Genomic DNA, 26406 nt, shown 5'->3' on the forward strand with positions numbered 1-26406 from the left:
AAAGAATGGCATCTATTCCTGAACGGCAGACGTCAAGGGCGGCCGGCTGGTCGCGGCGGATCGGCGCATTTTCGCTCGTCCTTTTACTCACCGCCGTTGCCGCTTACCGGCTGGGTCTCGTCGAGACGCCGCCTTTCCTGTGGGTGCTGGCGCTCGTGGCGCTGCTGGCCGCGCTTGCTCTGTTGCTGTCCGGTCTCGGCCTGGCGAGGGTCTGGAGCTTCGGCGACCGCGGCGGCCGCGATCTCTCCATCGGCGCGCTGCTGGCGCTGCTGGTGCTGGCACCCTACGGCGTCGCCGTCTACTGGGCGACGATCTATCCGCCGCTGCGCGACATCTCGACCGATCTCGACGATCCGCCGGTGCTGGACACCAGCGACCGCACCGCCGACATGAATCAGCTGTCGCCGCCGACCCCGGGCGAGCAGAGTCTGCAGGCCGATGCCTATCCGCTGGTCAGCGGGCGCAGCTACAATCTGCCTTTCGAAACCGTCGTCGACGCTGTCGAAACCGTGCTCGACCGCCGCGACTGGCAATTGACGGCACCTTATCCCGACATCAACGGCCAGAGCGAAGCGACGATCAACGCGCTGGCCAAGGGCTTCGTGCTCGGACTGCCGGCCGACGTCGCCATCCGCATCACCGACGACGGCGAGCAGGTCATCGTCGACATGCGCTCGGCCTCGCGCTACGGCCGCTACGACCTTGGCGACAACGCCGCCCGCATCACGGATTTCCTCGGCGAGCTCGACCAGGAGGTCGCCGGGCAGGTCGGCGCGGCGCCGGCTGAGTGATCACGCGGCGGGGCTGAAAATGCCGTCGATCGCCGGATCGCCTTCTGTGGCTACGAGGCCGCGCGCGACCAGATCCTCGAGATGGGCAAGCACCGAAAGACCGGCCGCGCCGTGCAGCCGCGGGTCGGTGTCGCGATAGATCGCCGCGACCATCTCCGCGATCGTCCGGTCTCCGGCGCGGATGCGCTCCAGGATCGCCCCTTCGCGCATCTTGCGATGCGTCTTCAGGCCGCGCATGAAGCTTTTGGGCGCGGTCACAGCTCCGCCATGGCCCGGCAACAGCAAGTGATCCTCGCGCGCCAACAGCTTGTCGAGAGAGCTCATATAGTCGGCCATGGCGCCGTCCGGCGGCGCGACGATCGAGGTCGACCAGGCCATGACGTGGTCGGCTGAAAACAGGGTTCCGGTTCCCTCGAGCGCGAACACGGCGTGGTTGGCGGTGTGGCCGGGCGTCAGCACGGTGCGGATGGCCCAGCCGTCGCCCTCGGTCAGCGCATTGTCGGCCAGCACGACATCGGGAACGAAGGCGAGATCGGCGCTGGCGTCGAGCGGATTGACCTCGCCGATGCGCAAGGGGCGCGCCGGCCGATGCGGGCCTTCGGCAAGCGTTGGCGCGCCGGTGCGCTCTTTCAGCCGCGCCGCCAAAGGCGAATGGTCGCGATGGGTGTGGCTGACGAAGATGTGGCTGACCGGTCGGCCGCCGATCGCCATGAGCAGTGTTTCGAGATGGGCGTCGTCTTCCGGCCCTGGATCGATCACTGCCAGCGTGTCGCTGCCGACGAGATAGCTGTTGGTGCCGTGGAAGGTGAAAGGGCCCGGATTTCTTGCGGTGATGCGCAGCACATCCGGCGCGACCGAAACCGCCCGGCCGTAGGCGGGATCGAAGCTGGTGTCGAATTCAAGGGCCATGCCTGCGGGCTCCGTTGCGATGCGGCAAAATGATTGCCGTCCGATACGGAAGCCAATATAGGAAAATCAATGCATGTCGCCCAAAACTGCGCAGCGGTTTTGGGAGAACGCCATGCATCGAGACAATTTTAAAGCGCGTCGGCTGAATGCGTTTCTACGCGATGCGCCTTAAGAGCCAGCTAATCAGCCGCCCGGCAAATCAGCCAGAATGGGGAAGACCATGGCAACTGCAACCACGATGCGCCCGCTTGTTTCTCTCACCCTGCCGGATCGGGGTGTTGCCCGGCTGGCGACCCAGCTCTTCCTGGCGCTCGCCGGAACCCTGCTGCTGACGCTTTCGGCCAAGACCAAAGTGGTGCTCGGCCCGGTCGACATCTCGCTGCAGACGCTGGCCGTGCTGTTGATCGCCTCGGCATTCGGCCTGCGCCTTGCCGTCGCGACGCTCCTTCTCTACCTCGCCGAGGGCGCTTTTGGTCTGCCGGTCTTCCAGGGCACGCCGGAAAAGGGCATCGGCATTGTCTATATGCTGGGCTCCACGGGCGGCTATCTCGCCGGCTTCGTGGTCATGGCGGCGATCGCCGGCTGGGCCGCCGACCGCGGCTGGGACCGCAACCCGTTCAAGCTGTTCGGCGCCATGCTGGCGGCGGAGGTCGTCATGATGGCCATGGGCTTTGCCTGGCTGGCCACGCTCATCGGGCCGGAAAAGTCCTGGCAGTTCGGCGTCCTGCCCTTCATCGTCGGCGACCTGATCAAGGTGGCTTTGGCCGCCAGCCTGGTGCCGGCCGTGTGGACATTGCTCAAGCGCGGCTGAGAACAATCGACGAGAAAAGGGCCGGCGGGCGACAGGCGCCTGCCGGCCCTTTTTCATGGCGCTGTCGGATTTCGCTCGAAACCGCCTTATGCCGGATGATAGAAAGCGATGAAGTAACGTCGGGAAGCAGTCAAAGCCGACATTGACAAGCCAGCGCCCGAAAACTAAGCACGGGCAACTTGGCGTCGAGGCGGGGGCCGCGGTAGTTCAAGGAGAGCTTTTTGAAAGGAATTATCCTTGCGGGTGGCAGCGGAACACGTCTCTATCCGCTAACATTAGCGGTTTCTAAGCAAATACTGCCGATCTACGACAAGCCGATGATCTATTACCCGCTGAGCGTGCTGATGCTCGCGGGAATTCGCCAGATTCTGGTCATTTCAACTCCGCGCGACTTGCCGGTTTTCCAGGCGTTGCTGGGCGACGGTTCCGAATTCGGGCTGGAATTGTCCTATGCCGTGCAGGCGCAGCCCAACGGCCTCGCCGAGGCCTTCATCATCGGCCGCGACTTCATCGGCAAGGACAGCGTGTCGATGATTCTCGGCGACAACATCTATTTCGGCGGCGGCCTGTCGCAACTCTGCCGCGAGGCGGCGAAGCGCGACGGCGGCGCCTCGGTCTTCGCCTATTATGTCGACGATCCCGAGCGCTATGGCGTGGTCTCCTTCGACAAGGCCACCGGCAAGGCCCTGACGATCGAGGAGAAGCCGCAAAGGCCGAAGTCCAACTGGGCGGTGACCGGTCTTTATTTCTACGACAACGACGTGGTCGACATCGCCTCGACGATCCGCCCTTCGGCGCGCGGCGAGCTCGAGATAACCGCGGTCAACAATGTCTATCTCGAGCGTGGCGAGTTGCATGTCCACCGCCTCGGCCGCGGCTATGCCTGGCTGGATACAGGCACGCATGACAGCCTGCTCGAGGCATCGTCTTTCGTGCGCACGATCGAGCATCGCCAGGGCATCAAGATCGCGTGCCCGGAAGAGATTGCGCTGGAACAGCACTGGATCAGCGCCGACAAGGTTCTGGACCGTGCCGCGCGGCTCGGCAAGAACGAATATGCCGCCTATCTGCGCCGGCGGGTGGCCGATCTGATGGAGGAACGCGGTGCTTGAGGTCAGGCGGCTCGGCCTCGACGGCGTGCTGGAGATCGTGCCGAAGCGGCATGGCGACGCGCGCGGCTTTTTCAGCGAGACCTGGAATGCGGAGCGCTTCGCCGAAGCCGGCATCGATCTCGCCTTCGTGCAGGACAATCATTCCTATTCCGCCGCGGCCGGCGTGCTGCGCGGCCTGCATTACCAGCTGCCGCCGCGCGCGCAAGCCAAGCTGCTGCGCGTCATCCGCGGCAGCGTGCTCGATGTCGCGGTCGACATCCGCCGTTCTTCGCCCACTTTCGGCAAATGGGAAGCGCTGGAGATATCGGCCGAGAAGGGCAACCAGGTCCTGGTGCCGAATGGCTTCGCGCATGGTTTCGTCACACTCGTGCCGCATACCGAGGTGCTCTACAAGGTGACCGACACCTATTCGCCCGAACATGACCGCTCGATCCGCTTCGACGACCCGGCGATCGGCATAAAATGGCCGGAGATCGCGGGCGGCTTCCAGCTTTCGGACAAGGACCGCAACGCGCCGCTGCTGGGCGCGGCGGAGGTGTTCGCGTGAGGAGGGACGGCGGCATGAATTTCCTGGTCACCGGCGGCGCCGGCTTCATCGGCTCGGCCGTGTGCCGGCATCTGTGCGCCAATCCGGCCTACCGCGTCACCAATCTCGACAAGCTCACCTATGCCGGCAACCTCGCTTCGCTAAGGCCGATCGAGAACGCGCATAATTACCGCTTCGAGCAGGCCGACATCTGCGACGAGCGCGCGGTGCTGGAGATCTTGCGCCGCGACGATATCGACATCGTCATGAACCTCGCCGCCGAGAGCCATGTCGACCGCTCGATCGACGGTCCAGGCGCCTTCATCGAGACCAACATCGTCGGTACCTACCGCATCCTGAACGCCGCGCTGGAATATTGGCGCGGCCTGTCCGACGAGCGCAAGGCCGGTTTCCGCTTTCATCATGTCTCGACCGACGAGGTCTTCGGCGACCTGCCTTTCGACGGCGGCATGTTCGTGGAGGAGACGCCCTATGCGCCGTCCTCGCCCTATTCGGCCTCCAAGGCGGCCTCCGACCATCTGGTGCGGGCCTGGCACGAGACTTACGGCCTGCCGGTGGTGCTTTCCAACTGCTCCAACAATTACGGCCCCTATCATTTCCCGGAAAAGCTGATCCCGCTGGTCATCCTCAACGCGCTCGACGAGAAGCCGTTGCCCGTCTACGGCGCCGGCGCCAATGTGCGCGACTGGCTGTTCGTCGAGGATCACGCGCGCGCCCTGGAGCTGGTGGCGACCAGGGGACGGCCGGGCGAGAGCTACAATGTCGGCGGCAATTCCGAGCGCACCAATCTCGGCGTCGTCGAGGCGATCTGCGACCTGCTCGACTTGAGGCGCCCGCGCGCCGGCGGCAAGCGCCATCGCGAGCTGATCGCCTTCGTCACCGACCGCCCCGGCCATGACCGGCGTTATGCGATCGACGCCTCCAAGATCGCGCGCGACCTCGGCTGGGCGCCGCGGGAGGATTTCGACAGCGGCCTGGCCCGGACCGTCGACTGGTATCTCGACAACAAATGGTGGTGGGGGCCGATCCGCGAGCAGCGCTACGACGGCGCGCGGCTGGGCCGGGCTACGGTGCGCCCGGTCGAGAACGCCCCGGTCGGCAACGCCCTGGTCGGCAACGCCCCGATCGGCGACGCAAGGACCGAACGTAGCCCGGCTGAAAACGCGGCCGAGAGCCGGAAGGTGACCACGTGAGGCTTGCCGTCACCGGACGCGAAGGCCAGGTCGCCGCAAGCCTGGTCGAGGCGGCGCGGGGCCGCGACGATGTCGAGGTCGTCGCCGTCGGCCGGCCGGCGCTCGACCTTGCGCGGCCCGACACGGTGCTCGCAGCCCTTGAAGCGGCAAGGCCCGATATCGTCGTGTCCGCCGCCGCCTACACCGCCGTCGACCAGGCCGAGGACGACAACGACCTTGCCTTCGCCGTGAACGCAACCGGCGCCGGCAAGGTGGCGCAAGCCGCGGCAAGGCTCGGCGTTCCCGTCATCCATCTGTCGACCGACTATGTCTTCGACGGCGCCAAGCACGGCGCCTATGTCGAGACCGACCCGACCGCGCCGCTCGGCGTCTACGGCGCCTCCAAGCTCGCCGGCGAGGAGGCGGTCGCCGCGGCCAACCCGCGCCACCTCATCCTGCGCACGGCCTGGGTCTACAGCCCCTTCGGCAGGAACTTCGTCAGGACCATGCTGAGGCTGGCCGCCGACCGCGACGAGATATCGGTCGTCGCCGACCAATGGGGCAATCCGACCTCGGCGCTCGACATCGCCGACGCGATCCTGCATGCGGCGCCGAAGCTGGTGGGCGACAGCAATTTCGCCGCCTTCGGCATCTATCACCTGGCGGGCGCGGGCGACACCAACTGGAGCGGCTTTGCCCGTCACATCCTCGACACAAGCCGGGCGTTTGGTGGCCCGCACGCGAGCGTGCGCGAGATCGCGACGGCGGATTATCCGACCAAGGCCAGGCGCCCGCAAAATTCGCGGCTGTCGAGTGCGAAGTTTGAGGCTGCATTCGGGTGGCAGGCGCCGGGGTGGCGGGTGTCGGCTGAGAGGGTGGTTCGCCGGCTGGGGAGCGGCGAGACGAAACAGGCATTGAGTGCATGAACAAGCATCCAGCACCGGAGCAACTGCGCGAAGCGAGCGCGCAGTCGGCCGATCAAGCGGCGCCGCAGAAGGGCGCGAAGGCTAAGTCACCGAAGACCAAGCCGGCGAAGCGCACCTGCATCATGGTGCTCGGCATGCACCGCTCGGGGACGAGCGCGCTCACGAGGGCGATCAGCCTGCTTGGCGCGGAACTGCCGAAGAATTTGCTCGGGGCCAATCCGACGAACCCAACGGGCCACTGGGAACCCTCGCAACTGATCGAGTTGCACGACCAGATGTTGGAAGAAGCGGGCAGCAGGTGGGATGACTGGCGGAGCTTCGATCTCGGCAACTTGCCGAACGCACGAGCCCAATTCTACAGAGCCGAGATCGCACGCCTCATCGATGAGGAATATGGTGATGCGTCTTTTTTGGTGCTCAAGGAGCCGCGCATCTCACGTTTCGTGCCGCTCTACGCCAGCATCTTAAAGTCGATGAAAATCGACGTGAGGTACGTTCTGGCAAGTCGCAATCCGCTTGCGGTCATCGCTTCGCTTGGCAAACGGGATCGCTCAACACCAGGCTTCGGTGCCCTGCTTTGGCTTCGCCATGAACTGGACGCGGAGCGCTCGACGCGAGATTCGCTGCGTGCGTTCGTTTCCTACGAGGGGATAATGCAGGACTGGCGGCTAAGGCTGGACAGGATTGCGAAGGCGCTTTCGGTTACGTGGCCAAGGCCGGTAGAACAGGCCGCAGCTGAGATTGATGCCCATATATCCCAGGACCATCAACACCATGCGGCGACTGATGGCGCGCTGTTCGCCGACGAACGTGTCGCTAGCTGGGTCAAAGATGCTTATTCGGCACTCAGGGCTTTGGAGGCAGACCCGAATGACTCCGAGGCCATGGAAGTTCTTGATCGCATCAAGTCTGAGTTTGACGCCGTCGCCCCGGTCTTCGGCGAAGCGTTTTTTCCTGAACTGCAGGCACGACAGCAAATCTCTACACAGGCACAGTCTCGTCTGCAAAAAGTTGCAAGTGAGAACGCGCGTTTGGCCAAGGAACGCGCCGCTGAGATCGAAAGGCTGACGATCGAGACTACGCAAATGGCCGCTGAGATCGAAAGGCTGACAATCGAGGCTAAACAAAGGGTCGCTGACTGGACTGAGCGCGAGGTGCACTGGGTCAAGGAACGGGATCGTCTTGCGCGGGATCACGCTGCCGCCCGTGAGAGGGAGGCGGCATTGGCCGGTGCGTTGGAACTCGCCCGCACGGAATCCGACGCAGCGCGTAGAGAAAGTACGCTCGCCGTTGAGGAGCTCAATACCGTCCGACGACAGGCACAAATCATTCAGTTTTTGGCAGATCACCGGGGATTGCAGCTTCTTCAAAGGAGACGGAGCCCGGCTTGGCTGGCCGCCGCGTCGGTGGACCTGCTCACTGGTTTACCAAACAGAATGAGATTCTCGCGCGAGAGGGCCCTGATTGTAGGTTCGCGTCTTTTCGACGAAGAATGGTACCGACAGCGGAACCCGGATGTAGCAACGGCTGGAGTAGATCCGGCTTCGCACTATCTTCGGCATGGCGCCTACGAGGGGCGTGATCCGTCGCCATTTTTCGATTCATTATTTTACCTGACTAAGTATCCAGACGTCGCTGTCGCGGGGGTGAACCCTCTTGTTCATTTTATACGTCACGGTGCGCGCGAAGGCCGCCGCATCGCGCCTGATCGGCATGGTCCTGACCGGCAAAATCGCAACCCCGAAAAAAAAGCGAGCGACATGACAGCTTTCCGGGAAATGACGCGATTTGGCTTGAAAGTGATCGATCGAGCGCGCAATGCCGGCAAGGCGGAAATCGAACGCCGTGTCGACCATTTGTTGAAATTCGTTGACTACGAATCAACGCCAGAGCCATCGACACGCAAACCTACTGACTTCGATCGCCTGAAAATCACTTGGGTCATTCCTGATTTTCAACCTGGCGCCGGCGGGCATATGACGATTTTTCGCATTGCCCGCTATCTTGAAGTGTTCGGGCATGAAGTAGAAATACTGATCCAAAATCCAGTGCACCACAGCAGCGGCGACGACGCCAAACGGACGGTCAACCATCACTTTCAACCGTTCTCAGGGGCGATCAATCTCTTCTCGTCGGAAACGCCTAGGTTGACCGGAGATGCCTTAATTGCGACGGATCGCTTCACCTGCTATCCGGTCAATGCGATGAGCGGGTTCGCACGAAAGTTCTATTTCGTTCAGGACTACGAAACGTTGTTCTACCCTGCTGGATCAGAAGGATTGCTAACAGACGCGACATATACGTTCGATTTCGACTGTCTTTGTGCGGGCGAATGGCTGTCAGGTCTGATGCGGGAGCGGTTTGGCCGGTGGGCCGTGTCGTGGCCGCTCGCTTACGATCGATCCGTTTACAAGCTTGATGAAAGCGTCGAGCGGTCAACAAACCGAGTCGCGTTTTACGCGCGTTTCGCTACCCCGCGACGGGCGGTGGAGCTAGGTATGGTAGCGCTGGACATCTTGCGTGAGCGTGGAGTGAATTTCGAGGTCGACTTCTTCGGTGTGGATTTGGGGCCCATCAGGCGCGGCTATCACTGCATAGACCATGGGGTGCTAGATGCAGAACGCCTTGCGCAGCTTTATCGGAGAGCCGCCGTCGGTGTCGTTTTCTCTGCCACGAATCACTCTCTCGTCAACAAGGAGATGATGGGCTGCGGACTTCCGGTAGTCGATTTGGACGTTGAAAGCACGCGTGCCATCTTCCCTGCTGATTCGATGACCTTTGCAAAGCCCACTCCAGTGGGCATAGCAAACGCGATCCAGCATCTGCTGGAGCGGCCGGCCGAACGCCATCGGATGAGTAGGCGCGGTCTCGATTATGTCTCAGACTTCAGCTGGGAAGCCTCCGCCCGGATCGTCGAAGCAGCATTAAAAGAACGCATCGCCTTGGCAGTAACAGCTGAGGTGGCATGATGCCCGTATATCATTGCGCCGTCGTCATACCGACAAAGAACGCTATGCCTGGCTTCGCTCGGGTGCTCGAAATGGTGCGGCGGCAGAGAACGCCCTGGCCGTACGAAATTATCGTAATCGATTCGGGATCGCACGATGGCACTGCCGAATATGCCGGCCAGTTCCCAGATGTTCGATTGATCAGCATTGATCCGAAGACTTTCGGTCATGGCCGCACTCGCAACCAGGCGATCGCGGCGAGTGACGCACCATTTGTCGCGCTCATCACACATGATGCAGAGCCGCTGGACGAATCGTGGTTGGCTAAACTCGTGATGGCCGTCGAGCAGGACGACCGAGTTGCCGGCGCCTTCGGGCGTCATGTCGCGTACAGTAACGCTTCACCCTTCACAAAACGTGATCTCGACCGACACTTCGAGGGATTTCTAACACATCCGCCCGTCGTCGATCGCGACGTTAATCGGGAGAAGTATGCGGCTGACGAGGGATGGCGCCAGTTCCTACATTTTTATTCCGACAACAATAGCTGCTTGCGCCGCTCAGTTTGGGAGAAGATTCCCTACCCGGACGTCGAATTCGCGGAGGATCAACTCTGGGCGAAATTAATAATAGAGGCTGGATACGCCAAAGCCTACGCTCATGAGGCCACGGTGTACCATTCACATAACTACAGAATATTCGAATGCTTACAGAGAAGCTTTGATGAGTCGAGGAATTTCCGTAAATACTTCTCATACCAGCTCGCGCCAAATCTGATCAGAGCAGCAAAATCAGCCGCTGGCCTATCTATAAGAGATATTAAATATGCGATGGAGAATCGCAAGATCTCAAATATACAGCTAGTAAGGCAGATAATTGTGAACTGCATGCTCGCACTGGGTCACTACATTGGTACACGGTATTCGTCTCTGCCGGTATTTGTACAGAAGAAGCTTTCGAGAGATGAGCGGTTGCAGACAATTGCTTCAGTAGGGAGATAGAAGATGACTATGGGAAATGACCAAAGACGTGCCTCAATCGTTGAGAGCGAAAGTCTGTTGTGGGGCGACGACGTCGCAGAGGCTTATCACGGCGCGGCACACCGTGACATGGATAGGCACTGGAATGATCTTATCTGGCCAGTATTAGAAACCCAATCCGTTGATTTTTCCTCAACGGCCGACTTCGCGTGCGGTCGAGGAAGAAATACAGAAAAACTTATCTCATTAGCGAAAGAGATATCTCTAATAGATGTAAACGAAGAGAACCTTTCATATTGTAAGGAGGTATTTGGACGAGAACGCTCTGTGAAGTTTTTTCAATGTAATGGATACGATTTGTCAAATATTCCAGACAAATCATTTACCTTCTTTTACACGTTTGATTCGGTTGTCCATTTCGACGTTGAACTCATATTGGGCTACCTTCCAGAATTTTGCCGGGTCCTTAAACCTGGCGGCAAGGCATTTATCCACCATTCAAATTATTCAGCATCACCTGGAGCTGACTTTCGGTCTAATCCTCATTGGCGAAATTTCATGAGCGCAGAATTATTTAAACACTTGGCTACAAGGTCTGGATTGAAGGTGTTGACGCAGGACGTAATAGGATGGGGCGGTGTTGAGAAAATAGACTGCCTGACAACCTGTGTTAGGCCGATTTAACCTGATCTTCTATCTCGGTTAATTGGAAAAATGCGAACCGACTGTTTGCGCCACAGAGGGCTGGACGTAATTGGCAATCGGAAGCGGTAAGGGTGGGTTCTATCAGTTGTCCGAGAAAGGATAGGTCTTGTCGTTTGAATTGCGCTCTCTTTTTTCTTTGGCGATCTCACTCATCCGCCGCGAGGTGGCCGGTCGTTATCGTGGCTCGGCGTTCGGGTTGTTGTGGTCTCTGCTCAATCCGTTGTTCATGCTGGCCGTCTACACCTTTGTTTTCGGCGTGGTGATGAAATCGCGGTGGACGGTACCAGGTCAACAAGCGGCTGAACATTCGACTGGCGAGTTTGCCGTTATCCTGTTTTGTGGCCTAATCGTCTTTCAGTTTTTCGCGGAGGTGATTTCGTTAGCGCCGGGGGTAGTTGTCGCCAACGCCAACTATGTCAAGAAGATCGTCTTTCCGATCCAGATACTGCCTGTTGTTTATGCAGGGGCGGCACTGTTTCACGCGGCGATCAGTCTGCTGGTCTTGTTTGCTTTTGCGTATGCAGCGTTCGGCCGCATCCCGTTTACCGCGATTCTTGCACCAGTGGTGTTCGCGCCCCTGATTATTGTAGTACTCGGGATCGGCTGGATATTAGCGTCGATCGGCGTTTATTTTCGGGACATGAGTCAGATCGTGGCACCTCTGGTCACCGCGACCTTGTTCCTATCGCCTGTGTTCTTCCAGAGAACAGCACTGCCGGCCTGGTTGCAGCCCTGGCTTTCGCTCAACCCGCTTGCGATACCGGTTGAGGGCTTCCGGAACGTGGTTATCTTTGGCGTACAGCCGGACTGGCCGTCATTAGGATACTATTCGGTCGTAGCGGTGGCGATCGCGGTTCTCGGCTATCAATTCTTCCAGAAGACCCGCCGAGGCTTTGCCGATGTACTCTAAAAACTCAGCTGGCGACGTCGGCAATTCGGACGTTGCCATTCGCGTGCGTGGCGTGTCCAAACACTACGTCATGTTCGACCGGCCTGAAGATCGCTTCAAGCAGATGGTCGTGCCCCGCCTTGAGCGTTTGATAGGACGGCCACCGCGCCGTTACTTTCGTGATTTCGCCGCCTTGTCCAACGTTTCGTTCGAAGTCGGTCGCGGCGAGACGATCGGCATCATCGGCCGAAACGGTTCTGGCAAGTCGACGCTGCTGCAAATCATCTGTGGCACCCTTCAACCGACCAGCGGTACAGTCGAGGTCAATGGCCGCATCGCCGCGCTGCTCGAACTCGGGGCTGGTTTCAATCCCGAATTCACAGGTCGCGAAAACGTCTTTCTCAATGCCGCCATCCTCGGCGTTCCGCGCAAAGAGATGGAATGGCGTTTCGACGAGATCGCTCGCTTCGCCGATATCGGGCCTTTTATAAACCAGCCGGTGAAGACCTATTCGTCGGGCATGTATGTGCGCCTAGCCTTCGCCACAGCCATCAATGTTGACCCTGATATTCTGGTGGTGGACGAGGCTTTGGCTGTCGGTGATGAGGCGTTCCAGCGTAAATGTTTTGCCCGCATCGAAGAAATAAAAGATAGGGGCGGCACCATTTTGTTCGTCAGTCACGGCGCCCAAGCCATCGTGCAGCTGTGCACGCGTGCAATCCTGTTCGACGGTGGCGAGAAAATACTTGAAGGTAAACCGAGGGCGATCGTCGGGCAGTATCAGAAATTAGTCAATGCCAGCGCCGAGGCCGCCCCGGCAATTCGAAAAGCGATTCTCGCCATGCGAGACGGCTCGCAAGAGCATGTATCGGGCGGCACCGAAACGCTAGTGGCGCATTCGCCGAGGTCGGCGCCAGAAAACCTGAGCGCCGATTCATTTGATCCAGGGATGGTGCCTCAATCGACCGTTCGGCAAGAACAAAGGGGAGGCTCAATCCGGGATGTGAGAGTTGTCACGCTCTCGGGCGAACAGGTCAATGTGTTGAGCACCGGCAAGCGGTACGTTATCGAATATCGCACCGATTTTTCGGAGGATGCCCGCGATGTGGGATTTGGTATCGGCATAACGACCATCACTGGAATTCAATTGGCCGGAGCGCGATGCCGCGCGTCGCGCGTGAAGAGCGTGCGGGCCGGAAATTCGGTGGTCTCTCGATTCGAGTTTCTCTGCAGTTTTCTGCCAGGTCACTATTTCATCACCTGTCACGTGCGCGGCGTTGCCGATGCAGAGGAAGTGCCGCTGCATCGTGTGATCGACGCGGCCATGTTTCGCGTGCCTTTCCAAGGTGATGTTTTGCCAGCCGGCGCCGTGGATCTGTCGATGATCGTTTCGGTGGCCGCTAACTCGCAGTCTGTCGATGGTCGCTGAATTCATCCGCTCGGTGGGCGACGGCAGGCGTCCCGTCGTTACGCTCGAGAGCGCGGGCACAACCGTAAGCTTCATCCACAATTGGCCGGCCCCCTTTAATGTAGGAGATTATCTCTGCAGTCCCCGGCATTATTTCGAGTTTGAATGCCATCCGTCGCGCGCAAACGGGATTGACCATATAGCGATCGTTGGCGGCGGTGCCTTCAACGATCTTGGCGTTGGGGTGGCTTCCGAGGTCGGCGCCCAGCGGAACATAATTTGGGGTGTCGGGCGCAGTTTCCCTTATTCCTCCGCAACTGACAGGGCCGATGTTTCGACCGGTATCTTCAACATTTGTGGGTGGCGTGACCGAGACATCACGCTCCCGGAAGGGAGCTTGGTGCCATGCGTAAGCGTTTTGAATGATATCGTCGAAATTCCCGCCGGGCCGCAGACAGGTGTTTTTCTGAATCAGAACTCGGCGGCGAGCGGTTTCGACATGGGCGATAAGCTCGGGCGGCATGGGGTCACGATTACAGGAACGAATGCACTGAGCGAGGTTGCTCTCAGGGAGCGTCTGGCGCCTGTTGGGCAGGTTGTTACCAACTCTTACCACATCGCGTACTGGAGTTTGCTTTCCGGACGGAGCGTCGCATTGGTCGGCTATTCCTCGAAATTTTCAAGTCTGCTCGATCTCTTCGGCCTCCCGCCAGTGGTGTTGGGATATGAGCGTGGAAACAGCGCCGAACTAGCGCGAGCCGTGGAGAAGGCGATAAGCGGCCAATTTTATCTGCGCCTCGACGCCCCGGAGCAGACTCGAAACCTGTTCCGACAGATGAACATCGATTTCGCCGAACGCCTCGTTTCAGAGAGGTTGTTCAAGGGCATTCGCATGCTCAGGGATAATCCCCAGCGCAGACGGAGCCGGCAGGAACAAATCCGGCAATGGTACGTGGTTTAGCGACACTGCGGCCAGATCGATCATCCATGGCTCCGCGGACGTAACATGGCAAACATCGTTTTCACCGGAATATCTGCGCGGTCCATCATGAACTGGTACCCGGCGCTAGAGATTTTAAAGAACCGTGGCCACCGGGTCGAAGCGATGCTGTTGCCGCACCTCCCGGATCCAGACAGTCAAAATCTGGACAGGCATGGCTATCAGCGGATTGGCGTTCTACCGATCACGGAACATCTTTCCCGGATCGATCCGGCCGAGTCACGCTCGCTGGCCATCCGAGCGCGTGACATCATCCAAACGGCTGAACCGGACATGCTGCTGCTTACGACATGCCACGCAGGCCCCGAAGCCGAACTTGCAGGTCTATTCATGGAACTGTCGGTTCGGCCGACAATCGTCGGCTGCCAACACGGTTTCGTGCAGAATTGGGAGGTCTATTGGAGCAATTTCCATTTCGACTATTTCCTCGTGTTCGGCCAATATTTCCAGAGGTTCGTTCCCGACACACTGAGACAAAGGGTCCTAGCGGCGGGGCTTTCGAAGCTCGATTCCGTGACGCCGGCGCCGCGGCCCGATTTTACTATCGATCAGCGGCCAATTCTGTTCGCCGCTCAAAGCATCTTTACGGCCGAGCTTCACAGAACGCTGATTGATTTGGCGGCAATCGGAGACCGGGAGATAGTTGTCCGGCCCCACCCTGAATTTCGCGAATCTTTTCGTAAGTTGGCTGAGCGCTTCAGAATCCTGGATGTCGAAGAAGCGTTGGACGAGCAGATTGCTCGATGCTCGCTTTTGGTAACCACCGGGTCGACTGTCGCGCTTGAAGCCCTGGCCGCCGGCATTCCGGTCGTTGTCCTGCCCGAGCAAAGAGGGCATTTCTACCAGGACCTCGGCATCGTCACGGATCGCGTGGACGCGGCGGATATATTGCGGCTTGCCTCGTTGCAATCTGGCCCGCAATGGCGCCTGCGTGTGCGAGATTTCCTGCAACAAACAACCGGTTCGAGCCACGCCGAGCGGTCCGTTGTCTGCGCTGATTGCATAGAGGCGATCCTCGTAGGGCCGCCCCAGGCGTCACCGCAAGAGGTGTGAAGAGGCGTGACACGGCAACTTGGTGAGTGATTCAAAGGAACGATCTTTGCGTATTGTAGCTCTCATAGCCGTTCGAAACGAAGAACTCTATATCGGCCGTTGCCTGGAGCATTTGTGCCGGCATGGCATCGAATTTTGCCTCATCGATAATGGCTCCACCGACCGGACTGTGGAGATAGCCAAAACCTATTTAGGTCGAGGGCTGGCCCGTATCGTGCCTGTCGAATATCCTGGCTTCTATGATTGGGTAGGGCTGCTGAGGCTGAAACAGCAACTCGCGGTGGAGATCGAGGCCGACTGGTTCATCCACCATGATGCGGACGAAATCATGGAGGCGCCCGTTCCGGATGTCTCTCTTGCCCAGGCAATCGCCTCCGTCGACGCGGCCGGCTTCAATGCCATTAATTTCAACGAGTTCGTCTTCGTTCCGACCGATGAATCCGAGTCCTTTGAAGGCACGGACTATGTCGAGCGAATGCGCTATTACTATTTTTTCGAACCTCATCCTGTGAGGCTCGTCCGCTGCTGGAAAAAGGCTCCCGACATTGAACTGGCTAACTCTGGCGGGCATGGAGCAAGCTTCCATGGCAAGGCGCTGTTCCCCCACAACTTTGCTCTTAGACATTACATTGTGCTGAGCTCGGCTCATGCCCGGCGAAAATATTCCGTTCAACGGAAATATTCGGAAGAAGAAGTTCGTGACCGTGGTTGGCACGGGTGGCGGGCTGAATTTCGCGACGAAATGGTGCGTTTGCCGCGTCGCGAGCAAATGTCCGAACGAATTCAAGGACTGGATTGGGACACCTCGATGCCCCGCAAGGAGCATCTCTTCATCGATCGGTCTAAGCAAGCTATTGCCGACCTTGAGATGCCGGCGCGCTCTCCGCCTGGCTTTTCTGCGGCAAGATGAGGCGTCAACTACGCGGTTCAACGGACCGCCAGCCATAGGTACGCAGTAATCTTGCAAATCTTGCATGGGTGGGAGGCCAAAAAATCTATGGCTCTCCCGCCCGCTCCGCGCTGATGCGGTAGCCGGTGACGGAGGTTGGGGATCTTACAATCTAAAGTAGTGGCGAACGATGGTCGGTCCGGCGCGGTTTTGGTATGCATGTCCTCACGCCTGGAGTAAGTGCTACCCAATGGCCGTATGCGTAGAAGCCGTATCGGACTCCGACCGGGGATGCGGGCGGGCCATGATCGTGCGCTTCACCCGTACGGCCCAGCCCGCCGAATACGCCATCGCCGGCATCATGGCCACCGAGAGCGCCGCCCGGTTCGAGGAGGGGCGTATCAGTATCGTCTGCGCAGTATCCATCGGGAAACCGCGAAATTGAGCATCGTCGTGACGACAAGCGTTGCAAAGAATGCCGCCGCTCGGCTTTGCAGCGCTCGCTCGAGGAGATGAAGGCTTACCAAGCCTGCCACAAACACCGCGGCGACCGAGCCGCCGACCGCCAGCCGGTCCGTCAAGCCGGTGCGTCCGCCGGGAAAGACGCGGTCCGGATAGAACACCATCACGAATGCGAGGCCTGCCAGCCAGGCAATGGTGTAGGACATGCCCGACGACAGCATCGTCAGGCCGGCAAAGTAGACGCCACTCGTCAGCGCGGTGTTCAGTCCTCCCGCCGCAAGAAAACGGAGCGCATCCGAGCCTATCCGGTCAGCGGTCATCCGGCCCGACCGTCGCGAGGAAATCCGAATAGTCCCTGATATAGTCGCTTGCGTCATAGGGCTGCGAGGCCATGACCAGCAAGACCGTGTCCGGCTGGAACTTGTACTGGATGCCCCACACGCCGGGCGGCAGATAGAGCCCGACCGAGGGATCCGCCAGCGACACTTCCTTTCTGTCGTGGCCGTCATCGACGACCACCGACAGGCGGCCATGGGTGGCAATCAGGAACTGCTGGCACTGGCGGTGCGCATGCTCGCCCCTGACCTTGTCGGAACGGACGCCGTAGACGAGGAACGAGCGCAAGGGCTTGAACGGCAGGTTGTGTCCGAACTCGAGCGGGGCCAGCTCGCCGCGAAGGTCGCTGAAGTGCGGCAGCCGCCAGAGCTCGCATCCGCCGACGCCCAGCGCCATCCTGTCGCCTGCAGCGCCGGGGGCCGCTTGCGCCATCACAGGCTCGACCTGTGGACCGGTCTGATAGCCAACGATGACGGCCGGATTTCCAACCACCACGGCGTTTGCCGGCACGTTCTTGGTCACCACGGCGCCGGCGCCGATCATCGCCTGGCGGCCGATCGTTATGCCCGGCAGGATCGTTGCGTTGGCGCCGATCGACGCGCCGTCCTCGACGATCGTCTGGAGAAACTGCTCGGGATAGTGTTTCGAACGCGGGAAGCGGTCGTTGGTGAAGGTTGCATTCGGGCCGACGAACACGCGATTGCCCAGCCGGACGCCGTCCCATAGCTGGACGCCGCTTTTTATCGTGACGTCATCGCCGACGGTCACGTCGTTTTCGATGAAGACGTGATCGCAGATGTTGCAGTTCGCGCCGATCGCGGCGCCTGGGAGGACATGGGCAAACGCCCATATGCGCGTCCCATTGCCGACGCGCGTGCTTTCGCAAATACCGCGGTCATGGACAAAAAACGGTTTGTCGTTCATGCGGACGTCCCGTCGACAATGCGGCTTATTATCCGCAACGGGCGCGATTTGGTGTTTTCAACCGCCCGCCAAAGATAACAGCCAAGGATGCCTTGCACCGCGAGGATCGCTGATCCAAACCCCACGATCAGCAGCACCAGGGTCGTGTATCCGGCCGGATCGATCTTGCCCAGCAAGCGGGCGACGACGGTGATCGCGGCAAACACAAGGCTGAGCACGCAGCCCGCAATTCCTACCCAGAGTATGAAAACGATCGGAAAATCGGAAAACGAGAAGATCGAATCCATCATATATCTGAGCCGGCGCCCAATGCCCCAGGCACTCTTCCCATGCTCGCGCTCGCGCCGCCGGTAAGGCACGAACTCCCGCCTGAACCCGACCCAGAACAGCTGAACCACAAGCGAGCTGTTTGGCTCCTCGATTGACAGGATCGCATCGAGCGCCTGGCGGTTGCAGCCAAATATATCGACGCCGCCGCCCGGCATGCTGGGCAAAATCAGCCTGCGGTAAACGCTCCAGAAGGCTCGGGACAGGAAACGCGTCAGAAGGGGGTCGTCGCGGCCGGTTCTGCGGCCAAACACGACGTCGGCCGTATCCTTTTCCAGCATCGAAAAGAATTCGACAATGAGTTCGGGCGGCTCCTGCAGGTCGGCCGCCATCGCGGCCACATGTTTGCCGGACGCGTGCTCGAGCCCCGTCCGAATGGCCGTGAAGGAACCAAAATTCCGGCTGTGGAAGATGATTTTGTACCTGTAGCTGGCGTCCTTCAAAGCCCTGACCAGCAGGCCGCCCGACTGGTCGGGCGACCCATCGATGACGAAGACAAACTCGATGTCGCCCTCATACATGGCGTCGAAATCGGCGACGGCCTGCAACAGGGAAGGGATGTTCGGCTCATTGCGGTAAATGGGAAAAACAAGAGAGCGCGCAGTCACATTGCCTCCCATTCGCCGAGGGCCCCGCACACTTGCTCGACCTCATCATTCGTCATGTCCGGGTAGCACGGGACGGAACAGAGACGACTGATGCTTGCCCGGGAGATCGCAAGATTTTCGGTCCCTTTCATGGGCAGGGCAGCCCAACCAACCTGATCGCAATCGAGCACGGGATAGTGGACATCGGTATCGACGCCGCGTTCCTTCATGAAGGTGCGGAACGCGTCCCGGTCGTCACACAGCAGGACCGCGAGGTGTGCGACGGCGCCGTTGCCGCCGTCGAGGAATTTGAGCCGGCGCCCGGTAACAGCCTTAAATCGGCCAAGGATGGCCCGGCGTTTTTCGTTGCGGCTGTTCAAGTCCGGAAGAAGTACATCCAAAATTGCGGCCTGGACCTCGTCCATGCGAGAGTTGCGCCCTCCCGGCAGGGCTACGTGGTATTTGGAACTCCAGCCATATTGATGAAGCTGACGAACGCGCTCCGCCAGTCTTGGGTTGGAGGTGAGGACTGCGCCGCCGTCACCCATCGCGCCGAGATTTTTGGTCGGGTAGAAGCTGAAGGTGGCGATGTCTCCAAGTGACCCAGCCGTTTCACCCCTGATGCGAGCACCATGTGCCTGGGCGCAATCCTCGATGACTGGTATGTGCGACATGCCGGCATTGACAAGTCCTGCCCGGATAGCGGGTACATCGACCACGCCGCCGTAAAGATGGGTAACGACAATCGCAGCGGTATCGGTACTCACCGCTTCCAGCACTGATTGGACGCTTGCAAGCTGGCTAGATGGTTCGATGTCGACGTAGTGTGGAATGAGGTCGACGTGCCAGCACGCACAACTGGCATATCCCCCGGCATTCGCCGCCACGATCACCTCGCGTCCATGCGCATCGCCAAGCCCGACGATAGAGCGTAAAGCGAGTTCAAGGGCGTCCGTTCCGTTGGCGACGAGGATGCAATCCGAAACTCCTGCAAACGTCGCAAAGTTCGCTGCGAATCGCTTCCCTGCCGCGCCATTGAGCCACCATCCGGACCGCAGCGTGCTTGCTACCTCGCGCGCGATTTCAACCTCATAGCGCTGGTACAGACGCTTGAGATCATTCATCGGAACGGCATTCGGCTTCGTCATCAACAACTCGACAGCGTGTCTTGTTCGTTCCGGCGTCTTCGCCCGCAAACATTCGGAAATTCAGATGATTCTGGCATGACTCAGTTAAGAATACTTGCACCGCAGAAACAGCGGAAAGCCAAAACCACGTGCCCAACTATTGAGATTTCGGCTCGGTCGCGACAGGCTGGCGTCATTTGTGGAACGCTGTGAGCCTAGGGGCTGGCCAAAACCGCTTCGGCAGACCTGATCGGCACCGCCGTCAGCGACTCATAGCTATTGCGACAAGCTTGTTGCAGCGTGCTGCGGCGTAGTGAAGCCGGATCGTCACATCGTGACATCTATTAGCTTTCCCTTTTGGGCGCCCGACAGGTTCTCTGAACGACTGACAGTCCGCTCCGAGTTATTGCCGTTCCTAGTCAAATCATTCGCACAATCAAATATCCCCAAAAAACCTCTAGCCCTCCCGCCCTCTCCGCGCTAAGGCGGTAACCGGGTGACGGGGCTGGGGACTGCAATCTGAAGTGGCGGTGGGCGATGTTTTGTCCGCGGCCGTTCTGATAGTATCACGCGCCTGGAGTCAGTACTGCCCAATGACCGCATACGTAGAAGCCGTATCGGAACTCCGACCGAGGATGCGGCGCGCCATCATCATGGTCCAGGATCTCGTCATGGTCCTGGTCGCGGTGGCGCTTAGTCTCATCCTGTCGCAGTCGCGGCTTTCCTTCGACGCGTTCTCCGTCGGCGGGCTGGCCTGCTGGGCGCTCATCGTGCTCATCGCCCATCTGCTGTTCCGATCCAGCGGCCTCTACAACACCGTCTGGCGCTTCGCCTCCACGCCCGACTTCTTCAACATCCTCAAGGGCTGCGGCAGCCTGACGGTGGTGCTCTATCTGGCCTCGCTTGCCTTCCGCTTCCTCTTCCAGCCGGTCGCCGGGCTCAACGAGCGCCAGTTCATCGTCTTCTTCCTGGTCTCCTTCACCATCATCTCGGCGCCCAGGCTCTACTATCGCTTCCTGCGCGACGGCGCGAGCTGGCGCATCCTGCGCCGCGCCGCCGGCGATGCCTCGACCAAGCAGGCGCTGTTCATCGGCCGGCTGGGCGAGGCGGATCTGATCGTGCGCTTCACCCGCACGGCTCAGCCCGCCGAATACGCAATCGCCGGCATCATGGCCACCGAGGGCGACGCGCCGCTCGGCACGCGCATCCAGGGCGTTCCGGTGGTGGCGCTGCGACCGCGCCTGGTCGAGGTGCTGGAAGACTATGTCAAAGGCACGCAAAGCCTTGACCTGCTGATCTTCGGCCAGGGGGTCGAGCGCGAGATCGAGGACTATGCCGAGCTGGTGCGCGTCGCCCGCCACAGCGGCATCGCCGTCGTCCAGTTTGCCGGGCTGTCGGAACTGGGGCAGGGCGGCAAGCTGGTTCTCGATGCCGTCGAGATGGAAACCATCATGCGCCGTTCGGCGGTCGCCACCGATACCACGCGCATCGGCGCCTTCGTCGGCGGCAAGCGCGTGATGGTCACCGGCGGCGCCGGCTCCATCGGCCGCGTGCTCGTCAAGCGCGCGCTGGAGCTGGGCGCCGAGGCGGTGCTGGTGGCCGACAATTCCGAATTCGGCATTTTCCAGCTCGATCAGCAGACCGACGACGCCGACCGCGACCGGCTGACCAGCCGCATCGTCGACGTCACCGACCGGCCCCACATGACGCGCCTCGTCAAGGAGTTCAAACCCGCGATTATCTTTCATGCCGCTGCGCTGAAGCATGTGCCGCTGCTCGAGGAGAACTGGGAAGCGGCGATCGAGACCAATGTCTTCGGCACGCTTGCCTGCGCCGAGATCGCCGCCGAATGCGGGGTGCCGCGGTTCCTGCTGATTTCCAGCGACAAGGCGGTCGACCCGACCTCGGTGCTGGGCGTCACCAAGCGTGCGGCCGAACAGATCGTCTCCTCGCTGCATGAGGCCCAGGCGGCCTCGCCGCCGCCGCGTGCCGGCGCGGCGAATGGCCATGCCGGCGCCGCCGATCTGCGTCATGCGGGCACGAAATTCATCGCCGTGCGCTTCGGCAACGTCTTCGGCTCCAACGGCTCGGTGGCGACCGTCTTCCAGGCGCAGATCGAGGCCGGCGGGCCGGTCACCATCACCGACCGGCGCATGACCCGCTATTTCATGACCATGGCCGAGGCCGTCGATCTCGTCATCATGTCGGCCGCCGATGCCGAGCAGCGCCGGGGCAAGGACGACTACGCCATCTACATGCTCGACATGGGCAAGCCGGTGCCGATCCTCGAAGTCGCCGAAACCATGATCCGCATGGCCGGCAAAAGCCCATACACCGATATTCCGATCCGCTTCACCGGCATCAGGCCCGGCGAGAAGCTGCACGAGACGCTGCACGCCGAGAACGAGGAGGTGGTCAAGCTCGACACCGCCAAGATCTTCGGCCTCAGGACCGGTGTCGTCGAATGGCCGAGGATCGAGGCGGCCCTGCCGGCGCTGGCGGCCGCGATGCACGATCGCGACAAGGCCGCCGCGCTTGCCATCCTGGCCGGGCTCTACCGAGCGGAAGAAGACATGGGCGGCGTGCGCGAAGAAGCGGAACCGAAAACGGCCGGGCAGGTCGGTTAAAACTTTGCCGCGTGCCCGCAATTAGCTATTGAACCCTCCAAGCACCTCGCGGGCAAGTGATTCCAAAGCCGTGACCAGAAAAGATCAGCGCGTGGCCGTTCTCATGGGCACGAAGGATGGCGCGGCCTATATCGGCGAACAATTGGAATCCTTGGCTACGCAATCCTGGCCGCTCGTTGATCTCTGGGTCTCCGACGACGGCTCGTCGGACGCCACGGCCGCGATCGTCGAGGCGTGGCGGTCCCGCTGGACCAAGGGGTCGCTGACACTTTTGCAGGGCCCGCGAAGGGGCTTCGCCGCCAATTTCCGCTCCATGATCCTCGATCCGCGCATCGATGCCGACTGCTACGCCTTTTGCGACCAGGACGATGTCTGGGAGCCGGATCGGCTGGAGAGCGCCATCCGCTGGATGGAGGAAGAGGACATGGAAACGCCGCTCCTGTTCTGCTCGCGCACGGCGACTATCTCTGAGGCCGGCGTTCCGGCCGGCTACTCGCCGCTCTTCCGGCGCCCGCCGTCCTTCCGCAACGCGCTGGTGCAAAGCATCGCCGGCGGCAACACCATGCTCTTCAACCGCAAGGCGCGCGACCTTCTGGCGAAAGCGTCGGCCAGAACCGAATTCGTCAGCCATGACTGGTGGGCCTATCTCATCGTCACCGCCGCCGGCGGCAAAGTCCGCTACGAGCCGCGGCCGCTGGTCAGATACCGCCAGCACGCGGCAAACCTCGTCGGCGCCAACGTTTCATGGAAAGCGAGGTTTTCAAGGCTGGGCCGCCTGTTCAAGGGCCAGTTCGCCACCTGGACGGACACCAATCTGCGCGGCCTGGCCGTCAATCGGGACCTCATTGCGCGCGATGCAGCGCTTTGCCTTCGCCTGTTCATCAGGGCGCGCAAGGGCAATGTCTTCAGGCGCTTCGGCCTGCTCGGTAAAAGCGGTGTCTACCGGCAGACATTCATGGGCACGCTCGGGCTCTATGTCGCTTTCCTCTGGCGCCGGATCTGAGCCATGACGGCCAAGCGCGCGCTCGACATGGCGGTCGCTGTTCCGATGCTGGCGGTAACGTCGCCCGTCCTGCTTGTCGCGATGCTGGCGATCCGGGCGACGTCGGCGGGCCCCGCCATCTTCTCGCAGATTCGCGTCGGCCGGGGAGGAGCCCTCTTCGCCTGCCACAAGCTGCGCACCATGTATCGGGAAACCCCTTCCTTGCCCACCCACGAGGCGCCGGCCCGTTCGGTCACTGCGGTCGGCAAGGTTCTGCGCGCAACCAAGATCGACGAACTGCCGCAGCTCTGGAATGTGCTGAAGGGCGAGATGAGCCTTGTGGGCCCTCGTCCATGCCTGCCGACGCAGGCGGAGCTGATCGAGCGGCGCAAGGAACTGGGCGTGCTCACCGCACTTCCGGGCATCACAGGGCTGGCGCAGATCAAGGGCATCGATATGTCCGATCCAAGACTTTGCGCGCAAACCGATGCGGCCTACGTCAAAGCCGCCTCGACCGGCCTGGACCTCAAGATATTGCTGGGCACGTTCTTCCGCGCATAGAGCGGTTCACCGTTCACGGAAGCGGCGAACGGCTCCTCTGTCGCGCCAGTTCTTCAAGCCGGCCGAGTGTGTCGGCCTCCCGTTCCCAGCCTTCCGAAGCAAGCAACGACGAATCGCAGACCTGCGTCGCCACCAGAGCCTGCCACGCGGCCCGTCTGCCACTGAACGTGGCCAGCATTCGGAACGGCCAGGCCGGCACGGGAAGAAGCCGGGCCGGCCGGCCGTATCCGCGCCGGAACGCGGTGACGATTTCGGACACCGCAACCGGAGAAGCATCGCCCAGCACATAAGTTGGGAGCGGCGCCGTGGGACGGCTCAAAAGATGCGTCACGGCGCCGGCCACGGCGTCATGCGAGATGAGCGAACGAATCGCCGTCAGAGCGGCTGTCGGCAACGGCAGACCGGTGGCGGCCAACCGCATCAGCCCGCGCAGATTTCCCTTCATGCCTTCGCCATAGACCGGCGGCAGCCGCAGTGCCGTCGCGCCGGCGCGTCCGGCGGTTGCAAAAGCCTCCAGCATTGCGATCTCGCCTTCGCGCTTGGAGCGCCCGTAGACGCATTGCGGGGCAGGGGGCGTGGCTTCGTCGATTATGCCGCTGAAACCGGCGCCCACCACGGCGCGAATCGAGGAGAGATAGACGAAGCGCCCGTCGATGCGCGTGGCGGCGGCCTGGGCAAGCCGTCCGGTCAGCGTCGCGTTGACGGCTCGCAAGTCGGCCGTGCCGGCGCTGCGGTCATTATTGAGCGCCGCGCAGTGGACGACATGCGTCACGTCACGCATCAGGGCCAGAAAGGCTTCCTGGGGTGCATCGGTACCGGGCAGCGCGACGGCATCGTCGTCGCCTGCCAGCCGCTGCGGCAGGCGCGATGCGATCCGTGTGTCGAATCCGGCCTCGCCCAACCGGCTCACGACCCGGCGTCCAATGAAGCCCGTCGCGCCGGTGACCAGGACCTTCATGGTTGCGGGCTGGCGCCCGGCGCCATGGTGGGCGCGCTTTTGCCGGTCGGCGCTATCGTCCGCCCGGATGCGAGGTAAGTTCCCGCAATCAAGAACACCATCAGCGTCGCGTCGAGGATGTCGTGGCCGACGAGGATGCCGGTCATTCCGCCGGTGAGATAGGTGATGACCGCGACAAGGATCATCGTCGCGCCGAACCGCTCCACCGGATCGGCGCTGCGGCGCAGCGTCCGTGCCGCATTCCATGCGGCGACGACGAAGATCGAGGCTAGGGCCAATGCTCCCAGCAGGCCGGCCTCGACCAGCGCCGTCAGGAAGCCGTTGTGGAAATGGCTGAAACCCTGCTGCAGGCCAAACTGGTCTTGCAAGCCTTGCTTCATCAGCGCCCGGCTCGCCGAGATGCCGTGGCCGAAAATCGGCATCTCGCGAAACGCGGCAAAACCGATTTCCCACATCGCCACGCGCAAGCCGAGCGCGGTCGAATGGTCGCCATTGGCATTCAGCGCATCCCAGTCGCTGATCAGGAAATCGGCCCGGTCCAGGATGACGCGAGAGCCGATGGCGGCAATCACAAGGGCGACCACGACGCCGATCGCCACGAAGCGTGCCACGCTGGCGCCGGTGAACCGGCGGCGGTTGATGAGAAGCACGACGATGCCGGCAATCGGCACGGCCACCCAGATCATGCGCGATCCCGAATAGACGATCGCGATGGCTCCGGCGATCGCTGCCAGGACCAGCAGCTTCCAGCGTTTCTCGATGCCTGACAGCGCGCCGGCAAGGCATGTCACGGCGGCAAGGCACGTGACGGTAGCGAAAACGATTGGATTGCCGGCACCGCCCTCCGCCCTCACACCGAGCCGGTGAGACTGGAACACGGCCATCGCCAGCGCGCCGAAGCAGGCCGCGGTGCTGGCCAGAATGGCGATGCGTGCCAGTACGGTCTTCTCGGTGATGCTCCATGTCGAATAGGAGAGGGGGAAAAGCAGGAAGGTGATCAACGGCAGGAAGAACCGCAAATCGGCAGTCAGCGTGCCGTTGACGATCGAAGCGAGAACCATCGCCGCGCAATAGGCATAGATCGCCGCCGTGACGGCGAGCATCGGCCGGTCGATATTGAAGCGTCGCCGCTTCGCGGCCACCACCATCGCCGACCACACGCCACCGGCATTGAAGGCGACGCTGACCAGCGATCCAAGCACCGGCGGCGAAAAAAAGCAGACGATCGAGAAATAGATGTTGATCTGTGCGGGCGTGAGGTGGCGCCGGAGCGTTGTAGACGGGTTCAAATGCTTACTTCGCAATTTCCATATTGCGCCCGGATCCATGGAGCCAGCCAAAGGCCGCCTCGCCGGTCTCCGTTTGCCGCGCCTTG

At 60.9% G+C, this 26406-nt stretch carries 24 protein-coding genes; 17 read left to right on the forward strand and 7 right to left on the reverse strand.

The annotated features are described in order from the left end of the window. The first annotated feature begins 5 nt into the window (after window positions 1-5). Window positions 6-791, forward strand: coding sequence for a DUF1499 domain-containing protein (locus FJ419_RS15355; protein WP_140694528.1), 786 nt, complete (start codon window positions 6-8; stop codon window positions 789-791). Here the strand turns inward: FJ419_RS15355 and FJ419_RS15360 are convergent, their stop codons facing one another. Continuing rightward, window positions 792-1700 (reverse strand): MBL fold metallo-hydrolase, encoded by a 909-nt coding sequence (locus tag FJ419_RS15360; protein WP_140694531.1) that lies wholly within the window; start codon window positions 1698-1700, stop codon window positions 792-794. A 220-nt stretch (window positions 1701-1920) separates the two neighbouring features. Here FJ419_RS15360 and FJ419_RS15365 point away from each other — a divergent pair, with 220 nt between their 5' ends. From FJ419_RS15365 to FJ419_RS15425, 13 genes are all read left to right on the forward strand, one after another. Next, on the forward strand, window positions 1921-2511 hold the full coding sequence (locus FJ419_RS15365; RefSeq protein WP_140694535.1) for a biotin transporter BioY: 591 nt from the start codon (window positions 1921-1923) through the stop codon (window positions 2509-2511). A gap of 221 nt (window positions 2512-2732) precedes the next feature. Further along, window positions 2733-3623 carry a glucose-1-phosphate thymidylyltransferase RfbA gene (gene rfbA / locus FJ419_RS15370; RefSeq protein WP_140694538.1) on the forward strand — a complete coding sequence of 297 codons (891 nt, stop codon included), beginning with the start codon at window positions 2733-2735 and terminating at the stop codon, window positions 3621-3623. Further along, window positions 3616-4170 (forward strand): dTDP-4-dehydrorhamnose 3,5-epimerase, encoded by a 555-nt coding sequence (gene rfbC / locus FJ419_RS15375; protein WP_140694541.1) that lies wholly within the window; start codon window positions 3616-3618, stop codon window positions 4168-4170. The genes rfbA and rfbC overlap by 8 nt, the downstream gene beginning before the upstream one ends. A gap of 14 nt (window positions 4171-4184) precedes the next feature. Further along, a complete protein-coding gene (rfbB, locus tag FJ419_RS15380; protein WP_246679218.1) occupies window positions 4185-5363 on the forward strand; it encodes a dTDP-glucose 4,6-dehydratase in 1179 nt (392 codons plus the stop codon). Then, a complete protein-coding gene (gene rfbD / locus FJ419_RS15385; RefSeq protein WP_140694545.1) occupies window positions 5360-6268 on the forward strand; it encodes a dTDP-4-dehydrorhamnose reductase in 909 nt (302 codons plus the stop codon). The genes rfbB and rfbD overlap by 4 nt, the downstream gene beginning before the upstream one ends. Further along, window positions 6265-9237, forward strand: coding sequence for a glycosyltransferase (locus FJ419_RS15390; protein ID WP_140694554.1), 2973 nt, complete (start codon window positions 6265-6267; stop codon window positions 9235-9237). Before rfbD ends, FJ419_RS15390 begins: the two co-directional genes overlap by 4 nt. After that, window positions 9234-10217 carry a glycosyltransferase family 2 protein gene (locus FJ419_RS15395; protein ID WP_140694558.1) on the forward strand — a complete coding sequence of 328 codons (984 nt, stop codon included), beginning with the start codon at window positions 9234-9236 and terminating at the stop codon, window positions 10215-10217. Before FJ419_RS15390 ends, FJ419_RS15395 begins: the two co-directional genes overlap by 4 nt. Before the next feature lie 3 nt (window positions 10218-10220). Further along, window positions 10221-10880, forward strand: a complete 660-nt coding sequence (locus FJ419_RS15400; RefSeq protein ID WP_140694563.1) for a class I SAM-dependent methyltransferase — start codon at window positions 10221-10223, stop codon at window positions 10878-10880. Between the two features lie 127 nt (window positions 10881-11007). Continuing rightward, window positions 11008-11811, forward strand: coding sequence for an ABC transporter permease (locus FJ419_RS15405; protein WP_140694566.1), 804 nt, complete (start codon window positions 11008-11010; stop codon window positions 11809-11811). Beyond that, a complete protein-coding gene (locus tag FJ419_RS15410) occupies window positions 11801-13219 on the forward strand; it encodes an ABC transporter ATP-binding protein (protein WP_140694569.1) in 1419 nt (472 codons plus the stop codon). Before FJ419_RS15405 ends, FJ419_RS15410 begins: the two co-directional genes overlap by 11 nt. Then, window positions 13209-14159 carry a hypothetical protein gene (locus tag FJ419_RS15415; protein WP_140694572.1) on the forward strand — a complete coding sequence of 317 codons (951 nt, stop codon included), beginning with the start codon at window positions 13209-13211 and terminating at the stop codon, window positions 14157-14159. The genes FJ419_RS15410 and FJ419_RS15415 overlap by 11 nt, the downstream gene beginning before the upstream one ends. A gap of 45 nt (window positions 14160-14204) precedes the next feature. Continuing rightward, on the forward strand, window positions 14205-15251 hold the full coding sequence (locus FJ419_RS15420; protein ID WP_140694576.1) for a DUF6716 putative glycosyltransferase: 1047 nt from the start codon (window positions 14205-14207) through the stop codon (window positions 15249-15251). A gap of 46 nt (window positions 15252-15297) precedes the next feature. Next, window positions 15298-16161 (forward strand): glycosyltransferase family 2 protein, encoded by an 864-nt coding sequence (locus FJ419_RS15425; RefSeq protein ID WP_181170707.1) that lies wholly within the window; start codon window positions 15298-15300, stop codon window positions 16159-16161. Window positions 16162-16541: 380 nt separating this feature from the next. Here the strand turns inward: FJ419_RS15425 and FJ419_RS15430 are convergent, their stop codons facing one another. Genes FJ419_RS15430 through FJ419_RS15445 form a run of 4 tightly spaced genes read right to left on the reverse strand, consistent with a single transcriptional unit; the run spans window position 16542 to window position 19924 of the window. Beyond that, window positions 16542-16922 (reverse strand): hypothetical protein, encoded by a 381-nt coding sequence (locus FJ419_RS15430; protein WP_140694587.1) that lies wholly within the window; start codon window positions 16920-16922, stop codon window positions 16542-16544. Then, complete coding sequence (locus FJ419_RS15435) at window positions 16912-17862, reverse strand: WxcM-like domain-containing protein (protein WP_140694590.1); 951 nt, start codon at window positions 17860-17862, stop codon at window positions 16912-16914. Before FJ419_RS15435 ends, FJ419_RS15430 begins: the two co-directional genes overlap by 11 nt. Next, entirely contained in the window at window positions 17859-18809 is a 951-nt protein-coding gene (locus FJ419_RS15440) for a glycosyltransferase family 2 protein (protein ID WP_140694594.1), read from the reverse strand. Before FJ419_RS15440 ends, FJ419_RS15435 begins: the two co-directional genes overlap by 4 nt. After that, window positions 18794-19924, reverse strand: a complete 1131-nt coding sequence (locus tag FJ419_RS15445) for a DegT/DnrJ/EryC1/StrS family aminotransferase (RefSeq protein WP_140694597.1) — start codon at window positions 19922-19924, stop codon at window positions 18794-18796. Before FJ419_RS15445 ends, FJ419_RS15440 begins: the two co-directional genes overlap by 16 nt. 572 nt (window positions 19925-20496) lie before the next feature. Between FJ419_RS15445 and FJ419_RS15450 the strand changes: the two genes are divergently transcribed. From FJ419_RS15450 to FJ419_RS15460, 3 genes are all read left to right on the forward strand, one after another. Beyond that, a complete protein-coding gene (locus tag FJ419_RS15450; protein ID WP_181170708.1) occupies window positions 20497-22530 on the forward strand; it encodes a nucleoside-diphosphate sugar epimerase/dehydratase in 2034 nt (677 codons plus the stop codon). Window positions 22531-22621: 91 nt separating this feature from the next. Next, a complete protein-coding gene (locus FJ419_RS15455; protein ID WP_246679213.1) occupies window positions 22622-23533 on the forward strand; it encodes a glycosyltransferase family 2 protein in 912 nt (303 codons plus the stop codon). A gap of 3 nt (window positions 23534-23536) precedes the next feature. After that, window positions 23537-24073 (forward strand): sugar transferase, encoded by a 537-nt coding sequence (locus tag FJ419_RS15460; protein WP_140694603.1) that lies wholly within the window; start codon window positions 23537-23539, stop codon window positions 24071-24073. Between the two features lie 13 nt (window positions 24074-24086). On the opposite strand, the gene FJ419_RS15465 is transcribed toward FJ419_RS15460, so the two are convergent. Beyond that, entirely contained in the window at window positions 24087-25031 is a 945-nt protein-coding gene (locus FJ419_RS15465; RefSeq protein WP_140694606.1) for an NAD-dependent epimerase/dehydratase family protein, read from the reverse strand. After that, entirely contained in the window at window positions 25028-26320 is a 1293-nt protein-coding gene (locus tag FJ419_RS15470) for an O-antigen ligase family protein (RefSeq protein ID WP_140694610.1), read from the reverse strand. Before FJ419_RS15470 ends, FJ419_RS15465 begins: the two co-directional genes overlap by 4 nt. Window positions 26321-26406: the final 86 nt, after the last annotated feature.

Origin of the sequence: Mesorhizobium sp. B2-6-2, assembly GCF_006440615.1 — a bacterium.
Classification (GTDB): Bacteria; Pseudomonadota; Alphaproteobacteria; order Rhizobiales; family Rhizobiaceae; genus Mesorhizobium.